Here is a 23,089-nt window from a genome sequence, read left to right as displayed (position 1 = left end):
GGCGGAGAGCACGTGACGCTGAGGCCATCAGTATGCGATCCATGCACTGAGTTCACAAGAAAACTTTACGGGGATCGCCGATCTGACTGTCCATGGGCCCGCACGACGCATAGGCTCGCGTCGCACACGTCGACGGCCGGGGAGGGGACCGCGATGCGGAAGGGCAGTGTCGAGTACGCGCAGGCGTTGGACGCCATGGTCGGGTTTTTGCGGGATCGGGCGCGCCGGGGAGCGGAAACCGTGGAGTACGGCCGTCTGAGCATCGAGCTGGAGCGCCTCGGCCATCTTGTGCCGCCCCACGAGGGCCCGATGCCCTACCTCCTGGAGGACGCGTCCGCCGAGGGGAGCCCGGACGGCTCTCTTCCGCTGCTGTCGGCTCTCGTGGTGCTGAAGGAGACCCGTGCGCCTTCGCGAGGATTCTTCCGGCTGGCCCGCCGCGCTCCGTATCACCGTCCCGGCGACGACACCGATTTGTGGATCAACGAACTGAAGGAACTGGCGAGGATCTACGCCGTCCGTTGACGCCTCCCCTTCCGGCGCACCCGGGTCGGGCCATGGGCCGGCCCGGTTTCGCCGCCGTGCTCTGGACCGTCCGGTACCGGTGAGTTCACCACGGCGGTCGTGTGCGGTGTGAGGGGCCTGCTGACACCGCATGGGAGACCGTTCGGGTCGGCAAGCCCCGAGCGGCTCCCCGACAGCCGCTCCTCTCTGATCAACCGTCAGGACCTGTCGGCCCCTTCCGGGCCGTCCCCAGTCCAAGGAAGTACTCGTGAGCGCAATCGGCTCCGGCGGAAGAGTCCAGCCGGCCCGTCCCGGCGACCCCTCCCGCATAGGCCCCTACCGCATCGTCGGCCGTCTCGGCGCGGGCGGTATGGGCACCGTCCACGCCGGAGTCACCTCCGACGGAACGCGCGTGGCGGTCAAGGTGATTCATCCCGAGCAGGCCCAGGAGCCGGAGTTCAGGGCCCGTTTCCGGCGCGAGGTGGAACTGTCCGCCCGGGTCACCGGCCCACACCTGGTCCCGCTGCTCGCCGCCGATCCCGACGCGCCGACCCCGTGGCTCGCCACCGCCTACGTTCCGGGGCCGACGCTGAACGCGCACGTTCTCGCGCACGGCCCGCTGGCCGAAGGCAGCCTGTACGTCTTCGCGGCCGCCACGGCGCAGGCGCTGGCCGCGATCCACGCCGCGGGAGTGGTGCACCGTGACATGAAACCGCAGAACGTGCTCCTCACGCCCGCCGGTCCCCGTGTGCTGGACTTCGGCATCGCGCACGCCGCCGACGGCACCAGTGTGACCCGGACCGGCGTCATGACCGGCACCCCCGGCTGGATCAGCCCCGAGCAGTACCGTCAGGGCAGCGCGGGGCCGGCGGGTGACATGTTCGCGTGGGGAGCGCTCGTGGCCTACGCGGCCACCGGACGGCTGCCCTTCGGAGTCGGCGCACCTGACGTGGTGGCCTTCCGCGTGATGTCGGGCGAGGCCGACCTCGACGGTGTCCGCGCGGCACTGCGCCGGACCGTGGAAAAGGCGCTGGCCCAGGAACCGGGTGACCGTCCGTCGGCGGCCGAGGCCGCCCAGGAGTGCGCGGCGATGCTGGCCTGCCAGGCCACCCAGACGGCGACTGCCGGCGCGGCGCCGGCGACCGCCGACGACATGATCACAGCCCTGTGGGAGGTGCCGCCCGCAGAGGACCCCACATGGCAGCTGCCCTCGGACCGAGGCCGTTCGAAGAGGCGACTGGCCGGTGCGGCCGTCCTCGCGGCAGGCGTCATCGGGGGACTCGCCGGAGGAGCCGCGGCGCTGCTGCCCGGTGACGCCGGGGGCGGCCGTCACGCGTCCGCGGCCTCGGCGTCGCCCTTCGCCTCGGCGGGATCCCAGCAGCCCTCCGCGAGCACCGCGAAGGGGGACCCGGCGGCGAAACAGCAGGTCGCCGGCGAGGGCGCGGCGAGTGCGGCGAGCTGGGCGCAGGCGCGGGAGCCACAGAGCGCGGGCGAGCACGACGTGGCGCGCGCGGTCCTGCACGACGAGGGCGTGGAGGCCCAGGACCTGAGCGGCGGCGCCGTCTTCACTCCCGAGACCGTGCGGTTCCACGAGTCCCGCCGAGAGGTCTACCTCTCGTACCGGCTGACCTCCGACGAACAGGGGGCGATGTACGCGGAGACGGAGATCGCCAGGTCGATGTGCCTGACGCTGCGGGACGTCGTGCTCCGCCTGCACCCCGACCTGCCGTACCGCACCTACGTGATGGTGAAGGAGGAGCAGGGCAACGACCCCCAGGTGACATGGCAGGACGATTTCGTCACCAACTCCCAGTGCCAGTCGGCCGCCGACAACGGCCCCGGGCAGGACACGGAGGGCTCGCAGGGCTGGCAGCCGGACGAGAACGGCCTCGGTCAGGCGATGATCCCCAGTACCGACAGCGCGGAGATCAGGGTTGCCGACGGTGCCGCCAGGAAGATCATCGCGGGGACCAACGGGATGCGTCAGACACTCGGCACGGACCGGGTCCTCGGCAACGGACAGATCAAGGTGGGCTTCGACCCCGACAACTCGGTGATGTACGTCTGGTCGGACTACGTGCAGTGGAACGAGAAGCAGGTCGACTCCTGGGCGGCCCTGGCCGCCGGCGACGCGTGCCGGGCTCTCGTGAGCGAACGGCAGAGTGCGGGAAGTGCCTGGCCGTACTCCCGCTATGCCGTGGCGGAGATCGGCGGCTCCCACTACATGATGATCCGATGGGGCACGGCCGTCACGCCGGCCGACTGCCCGGCTTGAGTGACAGATCCGTCCCGTGGGCGGGGTTGACCCTCGACCTTGTCGAGGGCTCAGAGTTCCGGGTGTGGAGAACGAGATGCGCAGTATCGGGGAGATGGCCCGGGACGGCGGACTGAGCGTGAGCGCGCTCCGGTTCTACGACCGTGCCGGTGTGCTGGTCCCCGCCTGGGTGGATCCGGTCAGCGGCTACCGCTGGTACGACCCAGGGCAGCTGGAGGAGGCCCGTGTGCTGGCCCGTCTGCGCCGGGCCGGTATGCCGTTGGCCGAGATCCGGCTGGTACTGGCCGGCTGGTCCAGCACGGACACGAATTTGGTGCGGGGGCTCCTGGAGGCTCACCTGCGTCGACTCGAACGGGGACTGTCCGATGCCCGCGGTGAGTTTTTCACGCTCCGAGCGCTACTCGATCACAGGGAGAACCCGATGACTTCACTCCGTACCGCCACCGCCCGGCTTTCCCTCTCCACACCGGAGTTGGCCGCCGCGTTGGACGCGGTGCGTTTCGCGGCCAGTACGAACCCGGAACTGCCGATGCTCGGCGGCATCCTGTTCGACATCGAGGGCGAGACCCTGACCGTGGTGGCCACCGACCGCTACCGGATGGCCGTCGCGCACGCCGCTGCCACCGGGCATGACGGCCCTCGCGTACAGGCCGTCGTACCGCTGCCTCTCACCGACGCGATGCGGGCGCTGCTGCAGGGCGAGGAACCGGCGCGGCTCACTGTGGACGGTGACCGCGTCAGCCTGGAGTCCGGCGGCCGTCAGGCGGCCGGCCAGTGCCTCGCCCACGACTTCCCCGACTACCGCCGCTTGGTCCAACTGCCGGAGAGCCACCGTGCCTTCGTGGACACGGCAGCCTTCCGGGAGGCGCTGAAGTCCGGTCCGGTCCGCAGCAGCGAGGTGCGCGAGCAGGACGGCGAGACCTACGACGTCAGTGTGCTCAGGTTGGCGGACGACGGCACGGTGACCGTCCGCGAGGACGGTGACGACGCCCAGGACAACGTCGGCGTCAACCGCAAGTTCCTGCTGGACGCGCTCGCGGCCGGAGCCCGGGACGAACTGATCCTGGAACTGGGCGCCCCCACGGCACCGCTCGCGATCCGTCGGCCCGAGGACGAGGGCGCTTTCTCGCTGCTGATGCCGGTGCGACTGGAGAACTAGGGAGGGGACAGGCATCCGGGACGGCGGGTACGCGGGCTCGAGTCAGCGTGCCCGCCGAGCTCGCCATTCCAGCAGCGCGTCCCTGGCCGTCTCGAATTCCATGGGGCCCTTCTCGATGCGGAGGTCCCGCATGTATTCATAGGCCCTTCCGAGCTCGGCACCAGGACGGATGCCGAGAATCTCCATGATCTGGTAGCCGTTGAGGTCCGGACGGGCGGACTCCCGTTCATCCTCGGCCGCCAGGCGCTCGATGCGCTCTTCCAGGGAGTCGTAGGCGCGCGCGAGCGCTTGCGCCTTACGTTGGTTTCGCGTGGTGCAGTCGGCACGGGTGAGCTTGTGCAGCCGGTCGAGCAGTGGGCCGGCGTCGCGGACATAGCGGCGCACAGCCGGATCGGTCCACCTCTCGTCGACATAGCCATGGAACCGCAGATGCAGCTCCACCAACCGGCCGACATCCTCGATCAGTTGCTTCGGACAAGCCAGGGCACGCAGACGCTTGCGGGCCATCTTGCCGCCCACTACTTCGTGGTGGTGGAAGGAGACACGACCATCCCGTCCGGTCCGGCGCGTGCGTGGCGTGCCGATGTCGTGCAGCAACGCCGCCAACCGCAGTGTCAGGTCGGCCCCGCCCGTTTCGAGGGCGATGGCCTGGTCCAGGACCTTCAGTGTGTGCTCGTAGATGTCCTTGTGATGGTGATGTTCGGCGCTTTCGAACCGCAGGGCCGGCAGCTCGGGAAGGATGTGTTCGGCAAGTCGCGTGTCGACGAGGAGGCGCAGTCCGGTGCTGGGCCGCGCTGCGAGGATCGTGCCGGTCAGCTCATCTCGCACGTGGTCGGCGGAGACCTCGGTGATCTGCTTCGCCATCGCGTGCATCGCGCGCCTCAGCTCCGGCACCGGTTCGAAGCCGAGTTGGGCAGCGCAGCGAACCACTCGAAGCATCAGCAGGGGATCACCGGTGATCGACGCCGTAGGTGTGCGCGGCGTGCGCAGGACGCGCTGCTCCAGGTCCTGAAGACCACCGAAGGGGTCAGCCAGAGTCGCGCGCGACAGCCCGAGGGCCATGGCGTCGATCGTGAAGTCACTGCGCCGCAGGTATGCCTCCAACGCCTTTTCCTGTTCCTCTCGCCGCGATCGGGAGGCGCGATGACGCGACAGCGTCGGACAGGCACTGATCCGTATGGTGTAGCTGTCGGCACCCACCTCCTTGCGCAGGCTTACGACACCGGGCGTGCCGGCTCTGTGGCCCCGAACCTCGTCTTCCCAACCCTGAATGATCTGTCGCACCTGCTGTATGTCGGAGTCCGCGACGAAATCGAATTCGCGCAGCCCGACGCTCCCCACCAACGCGTGGCGCACTGAGGCGCCGACCAGCATGAGGCTGTACCCGGCGGTGGTGAAGCGATGGAGGAGATCGTCGACGACTGACGGGAGCCCTGCCCGCGCCGCCTTCACTCGGGGATCGACGGGTTCCTCGAGTACAGCCTCGGCCACCTGGTGTGATGGGGGAACAGTGCCCGACGGCTGCTCTTCGCGTACGGGCACCTTGCCGCCTTCGGTTCCCTGTCGCCGTGGCCGAGGCTCCGCCGCCTCGATTCGCTCCGCGACCTTGAGACGCAGAACGTCTCCACCGGGAGCCGCTTCGAGCGACGGCGTCACGAGTCCCAGGTCGCTGAGGCGACACCGTTCGAGAATCGTCCACTCGACCTGGTGATCAGGCGACTGCGTACCGATCGACACCTCACGTGTGCCATCACGCGTCTCGCACCGGAAGCGCAGTGCGTATCCGGCAGCCTGTACCTCGTAGGGGGAGAGTTCGCTCTCCGGCCCGTACGTGCGAATCGCCGGGCACCTGCCGGACGCGCCCTCGAGTCTCCTTGTGTCGTCCTTCCACTCGGAGAAGGAACGGCGAACCATCTGTACGTGCAGAAGACGGCGCCGCCCCTTCGGCCCGAATCGGATCTCGATCGAGTCGCCGCGGGCATGGGCCTGCTGGACGTACGCGACCGAGACGTTCCGCTGTCCCTGCCTGCGCAGCCAGTGGACGAGTGCCTCTCCGATGTACAGGTGGTCCGCGCTGTTCTCCCCCACGGCGGTGCGGCGGCACCGCACAGGCGGGCGGTGGGCGAAGTGGGATTTCCTGTCACCGCAGGCACGCAGGGTCAGCACCTGGCCGCAACCTCCCAGGAGGACACCGCAGCTGAACGCATCGGCACCATGGAGCTGCCGGAGACGCTGGGCGTCATCCCTTTCGAAGGGAAGGAAGACGGGCCGATGTCCCTGGGGTCCGCCCAGGACAGCGGTCTGTACCTTTCGGTTGTCCTCTTCGGTCACGGCCCACGTCATCTCTGCGCCCCCTCATGTCTCACGCGAAAGTCACCGGAGGGCCACCCGCAGTCCGGTCTGCCCCAAGTAGACGTCGACGAGTCCCCTGTCGCCCTCGGAATCACGCACGAAGACACCTTCCAGCATCCACTGCCTCCCCGGAGCAAGGACGCCTCCTCGCGCCAGAGCGATCCGCCGCCGGTCCGCTCCACGGCGACCAGCAGACCGACACGGTCCGCGGCGCTCACTCAGCCTTCCTCGTCGCGTTCCTTCTCGTCCCCGAACCAACGGCGCGCTTGCTCGGCCATCCCGCTGGAGAGCTTGCCCCTTACCGAGTTGGCCCGGTCGAGGGTCTCGTTGCCGAGGCTGATTGCGGCATCGACGCCCTTTGCCCCTGTCTCGAGCGCCTTGTCCCTCGCCTCCGTGGCCGCGTCCACCCATCGTCTCGCCTCCGATGACTGGCGACCAGACGCGATCCCGAGCCGCCCGTGGAAGTCATGGACGCCGGTCGCGACATGGTTGCTGGACCGGACTACGGCCGGGGACTTGGCCGGGTTCAGCAGCACCTTCGCGTTGGCCATGCCGGCAGCCGCATTCATCCGGGCCACCAGTCGCTCGGTGCTCCGCGAGATGTGTTCCAGCCGGTGCTGCCGGGCAGCCTTCAGTCCGAGGCGATGCCCGTCCAGCTCCTCCGGAGACGCGTCCAGCACCCGGTCGAGTTCGAGCACGGCGAGCGCGTCCTGCAGTTGGAAGCAGCGAGCCAGAACAGCGAGCCACTCCCGAACCGTGGACTCAGCTTGCTTGGCCGTCGTGGCGAGATCACCGATCTCACCGATCTCGGTCTCACGCTCCATCTTCTCTGCGAGTGCGTCGAGTTGACGCAATGCGTACGCCTGGGTTTCTGCGATCGTCGTCGGCGCGCCCTGCACCTTCGACCACATGACCTGGTCGACCCTGCCCCTCTTCCTCTCTCGGATGATCATGGTCTCCTCGATGACGAAGCCCACTCCGATCATGCGGGCCAGCGCAGCATCCTTCTGGGCGCGCAGAACATCGTCGACCTTCTCGTCGATCGTGGCGAGATAGTTGGTGATCTCGCCCATGGTCTGTTGCATCGCAAGCTGTGCCATGATCCCCGCGGCACCAGCCAGAAGCGCCGGGTTGGCCAGAAGTGATCTGGGCCCCTTCACGAATTCGACGAATCCTCCGATCTGGCCGTTCTTCCCCTTCAGTACACCTGACCTGAGACCCGTCTCGGAGCTTTCCCTCAGCCCGTATTTGTGGACAAGCCGCGCGGACTCCTTGCTCAGCTTCACCCAGCGACCCGAGTCGGCGGCAATCTCGGAACCCGCCTGCGCGACTACGGCCCCGGCACCGAAGACGGGCTTGAGTCGTTGCAGTCCGAGGTCCTTCGACGACAGTCCTTCGAAGACGAGGAAACGTTCGACATCCGTCGCGTTGCCGATGACCGCCAGTCCATCACCGTCACTGATCAGCTGAATCTCGTTGTCCATCGCCCGCTCCTGAAGTGGCTTCTCGCAATTGTGGGTAGTCGAGGTGCGCGCGGCGATCGCCGGGCAGGGGCCGAGGTCTTCGGATGACGGGAGATCGAGGTGCCGGCCCAGACAGGACCATGGCGCACTTCCCTCGCGCCGACGTGAAGCCCGCCTCGGTGACGGCACCGGTTCGTCATCGTCGGGGGCGTGATGAAGTCAGCGCGTCGTTGGGCCGGCAGGAGTCGAGGTCTCCTGACGCTCGGGGTCCCTACACGCGTCATCCCGAAGACCCGGACGTGCCCGACGCTACCCCGACGGCGAGCTTCGCCTGCCCTGGCCTGACCACGTTCTGCCGTCGGAGCCGTTCACGAATTTCCCCCCAGGCCACGCGCGTCCGTCCGCCCAGAGGGCGGGCGGGCGACGGTTGATCGAGATCAGTATGCGATCCATGCACTGAGTTCACAAGGGTTGAACGTCATCTTCGAGCATGAGCGCCCCGGTCGCCCGACCGGTGGCCATGGGTTCAGCAGTCGTCGGAATCCGAGGTCGGGAGGGCACGTGCAGCAGGGCACACTGGAGTACGAGCAGGCTCTGAAGGCCGTGATCGAGATCCTGCGCTCACGGGCACGCCCGGGCGCGGCGCCCATCCCCTACGGCGATCTGAGCAACGAACTGGCACGGCTCGGTCATCGCGTCCCCGCCCACGAGGGCTCTATGCCATACCTGTTGGAGAACGCCTCGGTCCGGGAAAGCCCGGACGGATCGCTGCCCCTGCTGCCGGCCCTCGTGGTGCTGAGGGACAGCGGCTGGCCGTCCGGCGGCTTCTTCAAGCTGGCCCGGCGCGAACCGTACAAGCGGGCGGGCGACGACGTACTGCTCTGGACCCGGGAGATCCAGAAGCTGACGGAGCACTACGCCACTCGCTGACCGTCTGCTTCGTCGGCGTGGCGGAGGCTTTCACCGGGCCTGTTTCCGCGCGAGGGAATGCGCGTCACGAGCCTGTGGTGTGTTGCTGCACCTCCGCCCAGACGGTCTTCGTGTATGCGTCGCGGACCGCGCATCCCCAACGGTCCGCGTAGGCCTGGACGAGGAGCAGTCCCCGGCTCGACGTCTCGTCGGCGGCCTGTGGCGTCACGGGCGGTGGAGGCAGGCGCTCGGGTCGGGTGTCGGTCACCTCGACGCGGAAGCGGTCGGGCAGGAGGAGCAGCGCGAGGCGGAAGTCGCGGCCGGGGAGGCTGCCGTGACGGACGGCGTTGGCCGCGAGTTCGGCGGTGACCAGGGCGACGGTTCGGGCGGGGTCCGAGTCATACGGGAGGCCCGTCCACTCGGTGAACTGCTGCACGGCGAGTTGGCGGGCGAGGCGGGCTCCGCGTCTCGTGCTGCTGAAGCGCAGGGTGAGGTGATGGGTGGGGGTGGGCGTGAGGGTGGGCGTGGGGGTGCCAGTGGGAGTGCGGGACGGCTGCGACTCTGTCTCGTCGGTGAGCTGATGCTGTGTCACGGTCACAGGGTGTGTGGGCGAGTGGTCCGCTGACCAGGTACGACGGCCGTACGTCGAGCTCGTCGTACGAGGTGGGCGGCTGGTGGTCGGCTTGGTTGTACGGGTCTTGTACGGGCGTTGTACGGGTTCGGCTCGTGTCCCCTTTGCTGCGCCCCGCGTTGAACATGGCCGAGTGGGTGGATGTTGCAGCGGGGTGCGCTTCGGCAGGGAAGGGCGTGGGCGCGTGAAGGCGGTACGGGACGGGCGGAGCGGGCGGGCGCTGAAGGCCAAGGAGGAGGCGCCGGATCTGCCTGGCGTGTGGTCGGCGTACGGGGTGCTCCTCCAGCATCTGCGGAAGCGGGCCGGGTTGAACCAGCAGCAGCTCGGGGACGCCATCGGTTACTCGCTGGAGCAGGTGGCCTCGGTGGAGCAGGGGCGGCGGCCGGCGAAGGCCGCGTTCACGGTGGCGGCGGATCGGGTGCTGGAGGCGGGTGGGGTTCTGGAGGTGCTCCAGGATGAGGTGGACCGCGCGAAGTTGCCTCGGTTCTTCCGCAACTTCGCGGTTATCGAGGCGGAGGTGGTGAGTCGGTTCTCCTACGATCCGCTTCTCGTGCCGGGGCTGTTGCAGACGGAGGGGTATGCGCGGGCGGTGTTCGCCGGGCACTGTCCGCCGCTGAGCGAGGAGATCATCGACCAGCATACGGAAGCGCGGCTGAGCCGACAGAAGTTGCTGACGCGAGTGCCGCTCGCGGAGCTGTCGTTCATCGTGGGTGAAGAGGCACTACGCGATCCGGTGGGCGGTCCCGAGGTCATGCGCGAGCAGTGGCAACGGCTGCTGGAGGTCGGAGCATTGCGCAACGTGGAGATCCAGGTGATGCCCGCCGGGCGGGGGTTCCATCCGGGCAAGAACGGCCCGTTCGTGGTCGTGGAGTCACACGAGCACAAGCTTCTCGGGTACTTCGAGTCCCAGGGCGTGGGGTGTGTCGTCTCGGCGACCGCCGAGGTCAGTGCTTTCGCCTTGCGGTATGGCAAGCTGCGATCGCAGGCCTTGAACGTCGAGGAGTCTGCGCGACTCATCGAACGGATGGTGGGAGAGACATGAGCGTGGAGCAGATGACCGAGAACGGGGATGGGCTGCGCTGGATCAAGAGCAGCTACAGCGGATCGGACGGCGGCGACTGCGTGGAGGTAGCTGCCAGCCTGGACGCGGTGTATGTGCGGGACTCCAAGGCAGCGAGTAGCCGGCCGGTATTGCGGATCGCCAGGGGTGAGTGGGCGGCATTCGTGGCGCTCGCCGCGAAGTAGCGCCCAGCGGAGCTTCTTGGCGAAACAACGGGCTCGCCGCCGTCACTTGACGTGACGGAGCGAGCCCGTTGTCATGCCATCGGCTCAGAACAGGGCGCCCTCAGCGCCCTCCCCGAAATCCGATCCACCTCGCGCGGCCAACTGCTCCTGGCGCTTCCGGATGGCTTCGGGAGACGGCGGGGGAAGGTCGGGATGCTTCTCCCTCGCCTTCTTGTCGGTCACACCCTTGTGCAGCCGGAGGTGGACCTCGTCCGCGTATACCTGGTGGTTCAACTGACGCAGGCGGTCGATGATCTCGGTTCGGGCCAGCAGACCGATGGTGTAGCGAGTGCCTTGATCGGTTTCGTGGAAGCCGTGATCGAGCGGCAAAGTCTCATGGGTGGGGTCGGCGGGAGGAGTCTGCCCAGTTTCATCCAACAGGTCATGCCACCCGTAGGCCTCTACCGTTGCCCGATCGATCTCCTCATGGATACGGCGGAGTTCGACGATGTCGGGATCCAGGCAGCTCGGATCGTGGACGAGATTGTAAGTATCGGTAAGTCCCGCATTGCGGGCGATCATGAGCTCGCGACGATACGCGTCCAGTCGGGTACCGCAAGCACGCAGACGGGTAGTCACCGGAGGACGGACTAGGGTCTCGAAGACATCGGTGGGCGTGTACCGGACCCGGGTCTCTAGGGTTGATCCGCGCTCCACGGCCCACCAGTAGTGGGGACCACTGCTCAGAACAGCGAGAGTGCCCCCGTCGCCATCAGCAATTACCGCCAGAGCGTCAGAGAAGACCTGGTCGGTGGAGACAAGAACGGGCATGACGGTGTGCGTGTGTCGCGTGATCACGATGCACTGCTGCAAACTCTCCAGGGCCTTATACAACCCCGGAGCCCACTCCGCGAAAAGCCACCAGCGGTTGCGTCGAGCGTCACGATTATTCGACGCTCGCTCAGGCCGCACTTCGCGCACTACCTGCTCGTATGCGAGAGGATACTGTTTAGCCTTACCCTCAGGCCAGTCCCGGAAAGTGATCACCCATCGCCGGGTCGTATGCGTGGGGTCAGCGTTCAACTCCTTCCCATTGAGATAAGGAAAAAGCACATCGGCATAACGTGCATCTTCGGCGATCCAGGCGTTAGCCACCTCCTTAGGCAAGGTGAACCCAAGTCCGAGTACATACGAGCCAATGAAAGACATTGCACCGTTACAATGCAGCGACTCAGCCCATGACTCCTCGCGCGTACTCGGATTCAACGACGTCGAAATCCCCTTCGGCACCACGATTCCATCGAGCAGGCTGACGGCACCGACTTCTGTTTGCCGCCTACTCGTCCACACTGCGCAATACTCAAGCGCTGCCGAGCTGGACGGCCAAGGCGAGCTCTTGACCGCTCGTCGAATCTTGACACCGTCACGCTCAAGCTGTTCCAGACCAACCTCACGGGAATCACCTTGAGCTAGCGTATTGGTGGCGATAAGACCTGTTTGCCCATCGCTGTTGAGGAGCCCGTGAGCCCGCAGGGCGAAGTAAGCAACGAGATCAGCACTCCCTCGCTTCCCTGCAGCGATGAAATCTACCAAATATTCACGATACGCTTCACCCATTGCACCCGTGAGCTTTTGACCACCCAAAAATGGCGGATTTCCAACAATCGCGTCAAATCCCTGCTTAAGAGAAAAAACCTCTGGAAAGACCAAGGGCCAGTGCACTGGCCGCCGTTCCAGCCTCTCCTCCGGCAGCTCCGCCGCCAACCACTCCTCCGCCGTAGCCCGAGCCTCCCGCACCACCTCGGAGTCGTCCTCAACCCCCTCCTCCACGATCTGCCGCACGATCCACGCAGCCCGAGGAAACAGATCCCGAACCCGCTCCCCGCCCTCCTCCTCGTACCAAGGCACCCGCCCCGAAGCACAAGTAGCCAGCGCAGCCCCCGCGATCAGGTCGCCCACCAGCCGCAGTCGCCGCGAATGCCGGTTGACGGCCTCCAACCGCTCCCGCTTCTTCTGCAGCGCCGGCAGGTCGACACCCTTGATCGCAGTAATTGCCAACCGCTCACGCGTCAGCTGATCCACCAACTCCCGCGCCTGCTCCGCCAAAATGTCGGTCTGCTGCCCCGGCTTCATGTGCACCGACTGGATCTGCTCCATGCTGTGCACACCCAACAGCGAATCCCCGCACACAAGCCGGTCGTCCAGGAACGTGAACGGCCGCCCCGGGTCCATCGACACCAGCCACAGCGACAGCTTGGCCATCTCCACGGCCATGGGGTTGATGTCGACCCCGTACAGGCAGTGCTCGATGATCTGGCGCCGCGCCTCGACCACCACCGGGTCCTGCTCCGCGTCCGCCGCGGTCACCGCGTCCACGGCCCGCCCGGCGCGGTAGGTCAGAGCATCCGCGCGGCCCTCGGACTCCCACGCCTCGATCAGGCGGTCCGCCAGGTAGCGGCACGCCGCCACGAGGAACGCCGCCGAACCCATCGCGATGTCCGCGACCTTCAGGTCCAGGATCTGCTCGGAGGACTTCAGGCGCCACTCCCCCGTGTCCGCAGTCTGGAGCGGGCCCGGCTCGTACACCAGCGGCTCCAGCGCGTGCAGCACGACCTCCTCCGCCAGGAAGCGAGGCGTGTAATGCGTGCCGGTGTTCTTCCTCAGCGAGGACTCCGTCACGTACAGCGCGCCGTTCGGGATGACCGTCGGCAGGCCACGCAGGTCATCCCGGAGGATGCCGACGAACGGCAGCAACCGCTCCGTGAGCCCCGTGTCCTTCGTCACCGCGTTCAGCCGGCGCCGCGCCTCAGCCGCCTCCTCCGCGCCCAGCGGAGCCAGCTTCTTCTCCAACTGCCCGGCCGTCGCCGGAGGCTTCGGGTCCTTCCACTTCTCGTGGATCGCCTTCGCCAGCGCCTTCACCGACGCCCCCGACTTCGCCGCCAGCGACTCCAACTCCCGCAGCGGCACCTCATGCTCAAGTCCCTCGGGGCCGATCAGCCCCACCATGTGCTCAGTCGCCCTGCGCCCGTCGAAGGACAGCAGGCCCTCGTACACGTAACCGATCTGCTCGACGTCCAGTGCCCGGAAGCTGAGCGTGCGGACCTCGCGGTCCTTGCCCTTGCCGACGCGGACCTCCTGCACCGCCTGGAGCATGTGCAGGACCGTGCGGTCGTCGATCGGGAGGAGCGGGGTGGTGCGCTCCAGCCACGGGTACTTGTCGGGGTCGAAGATCGAGCCGTCGTATGCCGGGAGGTGGAATCCCGAACCGGGGTGGTCCACTCCCCCGTGCACCGCGTGGAAGAGGGCGATCAGGCGGTGCCAGGCCGACGTCGTGTGCTCCAGCGACGTCTCGCCCTCGTCGTCCGCCCGCGCCTTCAGCTCGTCGCGCAGGAAGCGGGCGGAGTACGAGCGCGCGTACACCTCGTTGTCCGCCGGCAGCAGGCCCCGTTCCTCCGCGAACAGCAGGAACACGACGCGCATCATCACCGCCACCGCGCCCCGGTAGACCTCCCCCGCGCTCACACCCGACGCGTGCAGACCCGGCGCCCCGTGCTCCACCGCCCGAACGTCCGCCCGCCCTATGGCGTCCACCAGCAACTCGACCGCCTGCCGGACCTGGATGCCCAGCGCCTCGGTGACATCCTCGCCCGCCGCCAGGCTCGCCTTCAGCAGGCCCACCAGCGTCTCGGCATCGTCGTACTCGAAGAACCGGCGCCGACGCAGCAGCGACACGAACGCACGCACGACGTTCCGCTCGGCCGCCTCGTTCCAGCCGATCGCGTCGAAGACGGCCGTCGTCGTGACCCCGCCCAGCGGGGCCCAGACCAGGCACCACCAGCGGCCGTCGGTGACCAGGCCCAGCGGTACGCCGTGGTGGCGCAGGAGGCGGGCCAGGCGGTCGGCCGGGGCCGCGGACCAGTCGCCGCCACCGCCGACGCGGGCCGTGGGCGCCGTACCGGCCGGAACCGTCATGCCCAGCAGCCGTACCCGCTTCGCCGCCGACTCCACGTCCGGCTCGGCCGCCAGCTCCGCGCCCGGTTCGACCAGTGCGAAGTCAGCACGCACCTCGGTGTTGTGCTCCGCCACCCGCAGGGTGAGGCGGTCCAGGCCGTCGTGCTCCGACTCGCCCTGGCGGAACGCCAGCGCGTCGCCCCACTCCAGCAGGCGGCCCAGGACGTACGACACCCACTCGTCGCGGCCGGCCGTCGTGTCCGTCTGCCAGTCGGCATGACGGGCGCGCAGCCTCGGCCGCTCCTCCTTCTCCAGGGCGTCCAGCTGGGGCCAGGCACGCAGCAGGACGGGCATGGTCAGGAAGGGGCCCGAGACCTCGGTCAGGTCCAGCCACTCCTGGTGCTGCCGGCGGCCGTCAGTGGCCTGGGCCTTGGCGGCGGCTGCTCCACGGCTCATGGTGCGGCGGGGGCTCATCGGCGGGCTTCCTTTGCGGGGATCACGAAGACGACGGCGGCGGGGAAGAGGTGGGAGCGGGGCTCGCGGTAGCGGGCAGCGATGGCGGCGAGTTCGCGCTCGCGCTCGGCGGGGAGGCCCTTGAGACGATCGTCCCAGCGGCGGCGGTCGTCCTCGAACTGGCGGCGCTCGTGGCCGGTCAGCTCGTGGGTGGAGAGCAGGGCCAGTTGCTCGCCCTCGCCGTCTCCCTCCTCCTTGAGCTTGGCGCGCAAGGTGGCCTCGAAGCGGTCGAGGGTGGCCGTGATGCGGCGCTCCTCTTCCGTCCGGCGGTCGGCGAGCCTGCTCTCCAGCTGGCGGCCGAGTTCGCCGGCCCGGGCCTCCAGGGAGCGGTAGAGGGGGTCGCGGAGCCTCGGCCACGCCTCCGTCAGCTCCTTGCGGAGGTGCGGGGCCGCCTCGATGCCCTCGGTGAGCGCCTGGGCCAGGACCCTGCCCTGCTCACCCACCGACTCCCAGCGCCGGAAGCGGCCCGTGTCACCGAACCAGCCGCCCGCGTACAGCACTTCCTCGTGCAGGCGGGTGCCATCGGTGCCGACGAGGACGTAGCGCGCGTACGCCGAGAGCAGGGTCGTCGTCACGGCCGGGTCATCGGAGACGACAGCGGTGACACGGTTGAGGTCGATCAGATCGGCGTTCCAGACGGCCGCGGTCAGCAGGCGCGTGGAGAGGGCCACCAGCGGGTGCTTGAGGTGGGCGAGGACCACGTCGTCCTTGGCCTGCGCGGCCACCACCGGGGAGAACGTGAGCGGGCGCTGTTCGCCCTCGCGGAGCTTGTGCGCGAGGCCCCGGGTCGCCCGCTCCCAGCTGCCGGACAGGGGCTGGACGTCGAACAGGTCGCCCGGCTCGAAGTCCTCGGCTCGGAACGTGGAGGGAAGGAGCGGCGGCTGGTTGTCCAGTGCGAGGGCCGTCTCCACGACCCGCCTGACGTTCGTCGGCGTCAGACCCAGCGCCGTCACCGTCTCGTCGTACTGGTCGGCGAGCCGCTTCGTCTGCGCCGTGACGTTCTGCTCCGGCGCCACCTCGCCGCCCGTGCGGCGGCCCTTGATCGGCTTGGGCTTGGCGTTCTCGATGTCGACAGGTGCGGTGTCGCCGGTCATCCGGCGCTGTACGGCGTCGGCGAGGACGGCGTTGACGGAGCCGAGGTCGTGCTCCATGCGCGCGACCTTCTTGGCCACGCGGGAGAGGAACTCCAGGTCGGCCTCGTAGGAGCCGGCCTGGGCCTGCTGCCAGCCGGAGCCGATGAAGTGGGTGATCTCGGGGTCGTGCTGCTGGCCCCAGCGGTCGATGCGGCCGATGCGCTGTTCGAGCTTGTTGGGGTTGAAGGGGATGTCGTAGTTGATGAGGCGGTGGCAGTGATTCTGGAGGTCGATGCCCTCGCCGGCGGCGTCGGTGGCCAGGAGGATGCGGACCTTGCCCTCCTCGCGGGACGGCTCGGTCTGGAAGCCGAGGCGGATGCGCTCGCGCTCCTCGGCGGAGAGGCCACCGTGCAGGCGCTCCACCCGGCCGCCGTCGGTGAGTTCCTCCTGCTGGAGGAGGTCGTACAGCCACTCCTGGGTGTCGCGGTACTCGGTGAAGACCACGACCCGTTCGTTGGTCCACTTCTTGCCGTCGGGTCGGCAGACGGCCTTCAGCTCCCGGATCAGCGTCTCCGCCTTGGAGTCCGGTGCCGCCTCGTGCGTGAGGGCCCAGCGCTCCATCTCCTGGAGCAGGTCCAGTTCCCGGCCGTCCTCCGCCGGGGTCAGCGAGGTGGAGCGGGTCAGCGCGTCGTCCTCGGCGTCGACCAGGCCGGTGTCGTCCAGGTCGGCGACCAGGTCGGCGAACTCCTCCAGCCACTCCGGGACTTCGGCCGCCGCGGAGCGTCCCCGCACCGGACCGGTGTCCTCCAGGTGGGACAGGTAGACCTGGACGGTGTGGAGGAAGGCCGCCGGGGACGAGAACAGGCGCTTCTTCAGCAGCAGGGTCACCAGGTCGGCGGCGCGACGGCCGCCCCGGGCCTTCGGCGTCAGCTTCTTGCGGCGCAGCTCGGCGAACTCACCGAGCAGCCCGTGGATCTCGCGCTCCTGCGGCGTGTAGTGGACAGGGAGTTCGAGGGTCTTGCGGGTGCGGAAGCGCGGCGTGCCGTCCGCGTTGGTGACCGTCGACTTCAGACGTCGTACGACGGCGTCCTTCAGGGCTTCCTTGTCCGGGCCCTGAGGCCCACGGATGAAGCGCTGCGGGTCGAGGAGTTCGAGGAGCGCCGTGTACGACTCGGGGTAGCCGTTGTGCGGGGTGGCGGAGAGGAAGAGGCGGTGCTCGAAGTGCGGGACGAGGCGCCGGATCAGCTTGGTCTGCTGGGAGTCGACGGCGTACACCTGCTTGGGCGCGGCGGGCGCCACGTGGTGGGCCTCGTCCAGGACGAGCAGGTCGAAGAAGCGCTTGTGCTCGCCGTCGGGGCTCTCCTCGGGGGCGCCGATGACCTCGTCGAGGAGGCGCTGCGCCTTCTGGCCGCGCAGCCAGGGCAGGGAGACGATGGTGAGCGGGTGGACGCGGAAGGGGTTCGCCGCCGTGCCGTGGGTGCGGCGCAGGCGCGCGCAGTGCTCTGAGTCGACGATGGTGAACTCCAGGCCGAACTTCTCGGCCATCTCGTCGCGCCACTTGAGGGTGAGGCCGGCCGGGCAGACGACCATGGTGCGGCGGGCCCGGCCGCGCAGCAGCAGTTCCTGCACGACGAGGCCGGCCTCGATGGTCTTGCCGAGGCCGACGTCGTCGGCGAGGAGGAGGTTGACGCGGGGCGCGCCGACGGCGCGGGAGACCGGCTCCAGTTGGTACGGCTCGACGGCGACGCCGGAGCGGAAGGGGGCCTGGAGGGTCTTGGCGTCGGCGGAGGCGACGGCGGACCAGCGCACCGCGTCGAGGAACGCGGCGAGGCGGTTCGGGGAGTCGTAGGTGCCGGTGGAGGCGTCGGGGAGGGAGCCGGCGGGCAGTACGCGGCGGCCGGGCTCGACCTCCCAGATCACGGAGAGGGTGTCGCCGAAGCGGCCGTCGGCCACGGACTGGAGGTGGACCAGGGTGGCCGGGCGGCGGTTCTCCCCCCTTTCGGGGGCGGTCGGGGACGGCTCGACGCGGGCGACGACCCAGGACTGGCCGCGCACCTCCACCAGGTTGCCTTCCTCGGGGAGCGCCTCCGTCCCCGTCCGCTCGGTCTCGCGCTGAGCTGCTGGCGTCATGGGCGCTGCTTCCCCTCGGTGTCTCCTGCCGCCGTCCGTAGACAGTGTCCTGTCTCCCCTCCGGAACGGCGTGACCGCAGGCTAACACGAGCAATCATCTGTGAACAGAGATTACAAAACTATCGGAGGCAGGGGCGCTCAGCCCATGCGGCGCAGCCGCTCCAGCAGCACCCGGCTGCGCGACCGCCCGGCGCCGGAAGCGGGCCGGACCGTGTCCTCCTCGGCCGCCAGGCGCCGCAGCAGCTCCTCGGCCGCGTGGCGCTCCCCCGTGCGGATCAGCAGGACCGCGATCTCGTAGCGGGTGTCCAGGACAGCGGGGTGGCCCGGCCCGAGCAGGCTGCGCTGTTCAGCGAGGACCGACTTCAGCTCGTCCAGGGCCTCGCGGCTCCGCCCGAGCGCGCCCACGCACAGCGCGGCTCCGGCGCGCGCGGTGAGCACGCTAGCGCGGTCGAGCCCGGCGACGCCCAGCAGCTCCCGGTACTCGTCCAGGGCGCGGGCGGGGCGGCCGGCACGCCGTAGGGCCTCGATCTCGGCCAGACGAGGGTGAGCGGGCGCGTCCACGGCGGCAGGAGCGGGCCGGGGCGCCCAGGCGGCGAGGAGGGCGGCCGCTTCCGCCGCGGAGGCGGGCCGGTCCTCCGGCTTCTTCTCCAGCAGCCGCTCGACCAGCGTCCGCAGGCCGTCCGGCACGTCGGGGCGGCGGTCGGCGAGCGGCGGGACGGGCTCGTGGGCGTGCCGGTGGTACAGCATGAAGGGACTGGCGTCGGTGAAGGGCGGGGCGCCGGTGAGCAGTTCGTACAGGACACAGCCCAGGGAGTAGAGGTCGCTGGCCGGCACGGTCTGGCCGACCGCCTGTTCGGGCGCCATGTAGACGACCGTCCCGGGGGTGGCGTTGGAGGCGGTGAAGCGGGTTTCGCCGGGCTCGGGCTCCAGAGCGGCGGCGACTCCGAAATCCAGGACCTTGATCGCCCCGTCGGGAGTGATCATCAGGTTGGACGGTTTGAGGTCGCGGTGCACGACGCCCTGCCCGTGGGCGTACGACAGCACCTCGGCCGTGCGGCGGGCGACGTCCGCGGCCTGCCCGATGCCGAGCGGGCCGTCGTTCTTGAGTACGGCGTCCATGGCGCGGCCCGGGACGAGATCCATGACCAGGTACAGCTCGCCCTCATGGGTGCCGTGATCGTGGACCGCGGGGACACCCGGGTGGCGCAGGCGGCCGGTCAGGCGGATCTCGCGCAGGAAACGGCGCTCCAGCGTGCTGAGTTCGGTACCACGACCCTGGGTCGCGAGCACCTTGACGGCCACTTCCCGGTGGTGGTCGCGGTCGCGGGCCGCCCAGACGACTCCCATGCCGCCCCGGCCGAGTTCATGCGTGAGCTCGTACCGCCCAAGGCTTCGCCGCATCGTGCCCCGTCCCCAGTCCCCGCGCTGTTGCGCCCGCCGCCTCCCGGCGGCCGGGCACGCCACGGCACCCGGCCGACGTGGTCATTCTGTCACCGGTCACCGTTCTCCTGCGCCTCGCTTGACAGGAAAGGTGCGCGTTACAACGTCCCCGGCCCCGCGAGGACGGACGGGTGGGGGCTGCTCACAGGGGCAGCGGGCCCTGCGGGACCAGGAACGGGCGGCGGGGGTCTTCGGGCACCGTGCGCCGGGCCGCCAACTCGGGACGCGGGTCGGGCAGGTGGGGTGCGAGAGCCGCGTAGACCTCGGCCGCCGATGCGGGGCGGTCGTCCGGCCGCTTGGCGAGCAGGGCCGTGATCAGGTCCTGGAGGCCGCCGGGCACGTCCACCCCGGCGTCGGCGACGAGGGGCGGGGCCGTGGCGAGGTGGTGGGAGGCGAGGAGCGCCGGCTGACGGGTGGGGAACGGGGGCTCGCCCGTCAGCATGTGGTGCAGCAGGCAGCCCACGGCGTACAGATCGCTGCGGCCGTCGAGCCGGTCGCGTCCGGACAGGAGCTCCGGAGAGGCGCACAGGAGATTGCCGACACCCTCCCCGGTCGTCGTCAGCCGTGGGTCCGTGTCGCCGAGCAGCTTGACGAGTCCGAAGTCCAGGATCTTCACGATGCCGTCCCGCCGGATCATGACGTTCTGCGCCTTCAGGTCGCGGTGGACCAGACCGGCCGCGTGGACCGCGGACAGTCCCGCACACAGCTGGGCGGCGACGGCGACCGCCGAGGAGACGTCGAACCGGCCGTCCTCCCGGTCGTCGAAGAGGTACTCGAGGGTGGTGCCCTCGATCAGTTCCATCACCAGGCAGCAGGTGTCGCCGGTGAGCGACGCGTCGAAGACGGTGGCGACGTTGGCGTGATCCAGACGCGCGGCCGCCCTCGTCTCCCTCCGGAACCGGGCCAGGGCCGCGTCCCGGCCGCTCGCCACGGCCAGCAGCTCCGTGGCGACGGTCTTCACCGCGACGGGCCGGTCGAGTGGCAGATCGCGGGCCTGCCACACCTGTCCCATCAGGCCTCGGCCCAGAACCGACTCCAGCCGATACCGGTCACAGAGCACCATTCCCGGAGCGAGACGCGGCATCTTCCTTGACCTCCACATTCCCCACACATAAAGGTGGAACGCGAACTCTGTGAACAAAGTCAATGAGCGTAGTAGCCTCTCAGCATCACGGCCCGCTGGGACGCCGACCAGCCCAGCCGCCATGTACCTCGGAGACTGATCCATGAGTACCCCCGACGCCGTACCCGTCAGCCTGGCCGAGATCGCCCGGATCGCCGGCGTCGGGCGAGCCGCGGTGAGCAACTGGCGGCGCCGCCACGACTCCTTCCCCACGCGGATCGGGGGCACGGACGTCAGCCCGCAGTTCTCGCTGGCCGAGGTCGAGCAGTGGCTCCGGGAGAACGGCAAGCTCAAGCGGATCGGCGGCAGGGAGCTGCTCTGGCCGCGTTTCGAGGTACTGGGCAGCCGGAACGAGTCGGGTCTGGCCGTGGCGGAGGCGGCCCGCCGTATGCGTTCCTCCAGGGTGCGGATCGCTCATCACGAACTCTCCGCGCAGGCCCGTGACCTGGTGGCGGAGGCGGCGAAGCTGGGGCGGGCGGAGGGACCGCGCGAGACCTTCGAGTTCCTGCTGCAACGGTGGCTGGAAACGCATGTCCGGCAGCTCAGCACCACGCCGCCGCCCCTCGCCACACTGATGGCCCGGATCGCCCTCGCCGTCCGTCTCGGCGCGGGGGACGACGGTCCGACCTTCCTCGATCCGGCGTGCGGCACAGGGCACCTGGCCGCCGCGGTCGCGCAGGAGTACGACGGCCCGGGGCTCGAACTGCTCGCCTGCGAGCGCGACCCGGCGCTGGCCGCGCTGGCGTCCGCCCGGCTCGACTTCGTCGCGGACGACCGTGACATCCGCACCCGGGTAGCGACCGGCGACGCGCTGCGGGACGACCCCTTCGCGGGCGCCAGGGCCGACATCGCGCTGTGCAACCCCCCGTTCAACGAACGCGACTGGGGCTACGAGGAGCTCGCCACCGACCAGCGCTGGACCCATGGGCTACCCCCACGGACCGAGCCCGAGCTGGCCTGGGTGCAGCACCTCCTGTCCCACCTCAAGCCGGGCGGCGCCGCCGTGGTCGTCCTTCCACCCGCGGTCGCGTCACGCAAGGCGGGCCGCCGTATCCGCGGCTCGCTGCTGCGCACCGGGGCACTGCGGGCCGTGGTGTCCCTGCCCCCCGGCAGCGCCCAACCGCACAGTGTGTCGCTGCAGTTGTGGATCCTGCGGGCGGCTTCGGACGACCCTTCGGCCACCTCTCCGAGCCAGGACGCCCTCCTGGTGGACGCCACGCACTTCGCACGACCGGGAACGCGCGAGCCCAGCCCCGACTGGGACGCCCTCGGTTCGTTCGTCCTCGACGCACTGGCGACCCTCGACCGCCCCGGCCAGGACCCGCCGGAGGGCGCCGTACGCGTCCCCCTTCTCGACCTCCTCGACGACGAGGTGGATGTCACACCGGGCCGCTACACGGCATCGACGGCGGAACCCTCCCCCAAGGAACTGGTCGCGAGGTGGGACGAGTTCGGGATGCTGCTGACCGATCTGGCCGATCACGCGCAGTACCTCTCCGAACTCGACGTGGAGAGCGGCACGTCCGCGACCACGGCGACCGTCGGAGACCTGGTCAAAGCCGGCGCCCTCACACTGCGCGCCGGTCAGCAACCTCCCGAGACGACGCAACCGGCAGGCGGAGCAGCCGTGCCGCTCCTCACCATCGCCGACCTCCTGCACGACGGCAGCCCCGGCGGAATCCTTTCCACCGACTCCGCGCAGGCCGTCGCCGAGGAGGGTGACGTCGTGGTCGCCGGAGTGATCCGGGCGTTCAAGGCGTGGGTGCACGAAGGGCCCCCCATGGCCCTCGGCCCCCAGCTCTACGCCCTGCGGGTGGACTCGGAGAAGCTGGACGCCCACTTCCTCGCCGGCTGTCTACGCGCTCCCGCCAACGGACGCCAGGCCGGCACCCACGCCTCCAGCTCCTCCCGGGTCGACATCCGGCGCCTGCAGGTACTCCAGCTCCCCCTGGAGAAGCAGGCGGTGTACGCCGAGACGTTTCGCCGCCTCAGGGCCTTCGAAGCGCTGCTCGCCAGGGCGCACGGCTCGGGTTCGGGCCTGGCGGGTGACATGAGTGATCGACTTGCCGCAGGCGGGCTGACCGCCTGACCGAGACCGACCGAGGCGGCCCACAATCAACTGATTCCAGTTCTGCTTCCCCAACCCCTTTGCAGCATCCGGACCGTTCACGGGCCAAGACCGCGGCATGGTCGATGACGGGCACTGTCGGAGCAGGTCACAGTCGGTTCGACGCACGTACCGCCTGGACCGACGGCGCGAGGCCCGGGAAGTCCGGGTTCGGTCCGAGCCAGAATGGACCAACGGAATCCACAGCCAGCCGCCTCCCAGACGGTCATTGGCGGGC

Annotated in this window: 14 protein-coding genes; 7 read left to right on the top strand and 7 right to left on the bottom strand. The window is 69.2% G+C overall.

Annotation, left to right across the window (positions count from 1 at the left end):
- Positions 1 to 153 precede the first annotated feature (153 nt).
- The 3 genes from ACWDEN_RS12935 (at position 154) to ACWDEN_RS12925 (ending at position 3,935) form a co-directional block, all read left to right on the top strand.
- Positions 154 to 522: a hypothetical protein gene (locus ACWDEN_RS12935; RefSeq protein WP_450858824.1), complete on the top strand. Its 369-nt coding sequence runs from the start codon at positions 154 to 156 to the stop codon at positions 520 to 522.
- Positions 523 to 769: 247 nt separating this feature from the next.
- Positions 770 to 2,776: a serine/threonine-protein kinase gene (locus tag ACWDEN_RS12930; protein WP_450858822.1), complete on the top strand. Its 2,007-nt coding sequence runs from the start codon at positions 770 to 772 to the stop codon at positions 2,774 to 2,776.
- A gap of 76 nt (positions 2,777 to 2,852) precedes the next feature.
- On the top strand, positions 2,853 to 3,935 hold the full coding sequence (locus ACWDEN_RS12925; protein WP_450858820.1) for a DNA polymerase III subunit beta family protein: 1,083 nt from the start codon (positions 2,853 to 2,855) through the stop codon (positions 3,933 to 3,935).
- A gap of 42 nt (positions 3,936 to 3,977) precedes the next feature.
- Here the strand turns inward: ACWDEN_RS12925 and ACWDEN_RS12920 are convergent, their stop codons facing one another.
- Entirely contained in the window at positions 3,978 to 6,266 is a 2,289-nt protein-coding gene (locus ACWDEN_RS12920) for a CCA tRNA nucleotidyltransferase (protein ID WP_450858818.1), read from the bottom strand.
- A gap of 239 nt (positions 6,267 to 6,505) precedes the next feature.
- Positions 6,506 to 7,771, bottom strand: a complete 1,266-nt coding sequence (locus ACWDEN_RS12915) for a hypothetical protein (protein ID WP_450858816.1) — start codon at positions 7,769 to 7,771, stop codon at positions 6,506 to 6,508.
- A 540-nt stretch (positions 7,772 to 8,311) separates the two neighbouring features.
- Between ACWDEN_RS12915 and ACWDEN_RS12910 the strand changes: the two genes are divergently transcribed.
- Positions 8,312 to 8,680, top strand: coding sequence for a hypothetical protein (locus ACWDEN_RS12910; RefSeq protein ID WP_450858814.1), 369 nt, complete (start codon positions 8,312 to 8,314; stop codon positions 8,678 to 8,680).
- 64 nt (positions 8,681 to 8,744) lie between these two features.
- On the opposite strand, the gene ACWDEN_RS12905 is transcribed toward ACWDEN_RS12910, so the two are convergent.
- Positions 8,745 to 9,251: an ATP-binding protein gene (locus ACWDEN_RS12905; RefSeq protein WP_450858812.1), complete on the bottom strand. Its 507-nt coding sequence runs from the start codon at positions 9,249 to 9,251 to the stop codon at positions 8,745 to 8,747.
- A 259-nt stretch (positions 9,252 to 9,510) separates the two neighbouring features.
- Here ACWDEN_RS12905 and ACWDEN_RS12900 point away from each other — a divergent pair, with 259 nt between their 5' ends.
- Entirely contained in the window at positions 9,511 to 10,332 is an 822-nt protein-coding gene (locus ACWDEN_RS12900; protein WP_450858923.1) for a helix-turn-helix domain-containing protein, read from the top strand.
- Positions 10,329 to 10,535: a DUF397 domain-containing protein gene (locus tag ACWDEN_RS12895; protein WP_450858810.1), complete on the top strand. Its 207-nt coding sequence runs from the start codon at positions 10,329 to 10,331 to the stop codon at positions 10,533 to 10,535. The genes ACWDEN_RS12900 and ACWDEN_RS12895 overlap by 4 nt, the downstream gene beginning before the upstream one ends.
- An 84-nt stretch (positions 10,536 to 10,619) precedes the next feature.
- On the opposite strand, the gene ACWDEN_RS12890 is transcribed toward ACWDEN_RS12895, so the two are convergent.
- From ACWDEN_RS12890 to ACWDEN_RS12875, 4 genes are all read right to left on the bottom strand, one after another.
- The gene (locus ACWDEN_RS12890; RefSeq protein WP_450858808.1) at positions 10,620 to 14,939 is read right to left on the bottom strand and encodes an Eco57I restriction-modification methylase domain-containing protein; all 4,320 of its coding nucleotides are present in this window, start codon (positions 14,937 to 14,939) and stop codon (positions 10,620 to 10,622) included.
- Positions 14,936 to 18,181, bottom strand: coding sequence for a DISARM system SNF2-like helicase DrmD (gene drmD / locus ACWDEN_RS12885; protein WP_450858806.1), 3,246 nt, complete (start codon positions 18,179 to 18,181; stop codon positions 14,936 to 14,938). The genes ACWDEN_RS12890 and drmD overlap by 4 nt, the downstream gene beginning before the upstream one ends.
- 138 nt (positions 18,182 to 18,319) lie before the next feature.
- On the bottom strand, positions 18,320 to 19,582 hold the full coding sequence (locus ACWDEN_RS12880; RefSeq protein WP_450858804.1) for a protein kinase domain-containing protein: 1,263 nt from the start codon (positions 19,580 to 19,582) through the stop codon (positions 18,320 to 18,322).
- A 181-nt stretch (positions 19,583 to 19,763) separates the two neighbouring features.
- Positions 19,764 to 20,705, bottom strand: coding sequence for a serine/threonine-protein kinase (locus tag ACWDEN_RS12875; protein ID WP_450858802.1), 942 nt, complete (start codon positions 20,703 to 20,705; stop codon positions 19,764 to 19,766).
- Positions 20,706 to 20,847: 142 nt separating this feature from the next.
- Here ACWDEN_RS12875 and ACWDEN_RS12870 point away from each other — a divergent pair, with 142 nt between their 5' ends.
- On the top strand, positions 20,848 to 22,833 hold the full coding sequence (locus ACWDEN_RS12870; RefSeq protein WP_450858800.1) for an N-6 DNA methylase: 1,986 nt from the start codon (positions 20,848 to 20,850) through the stop codon (positions 22,831 to 22,833).
- The last annotated feature ends 256 nt before the right edge of the window (positions 22,834 to 23,089 follow it).

It is taken from the genome of Streptomyces sp. NPDC001153, from assembly GCF_053598315.1.
The sequence above is the reverse complement of the archived record's forward strand: the minus strand, read 5'-3'. Positions and strand labels throughout refer to the sequence as shown.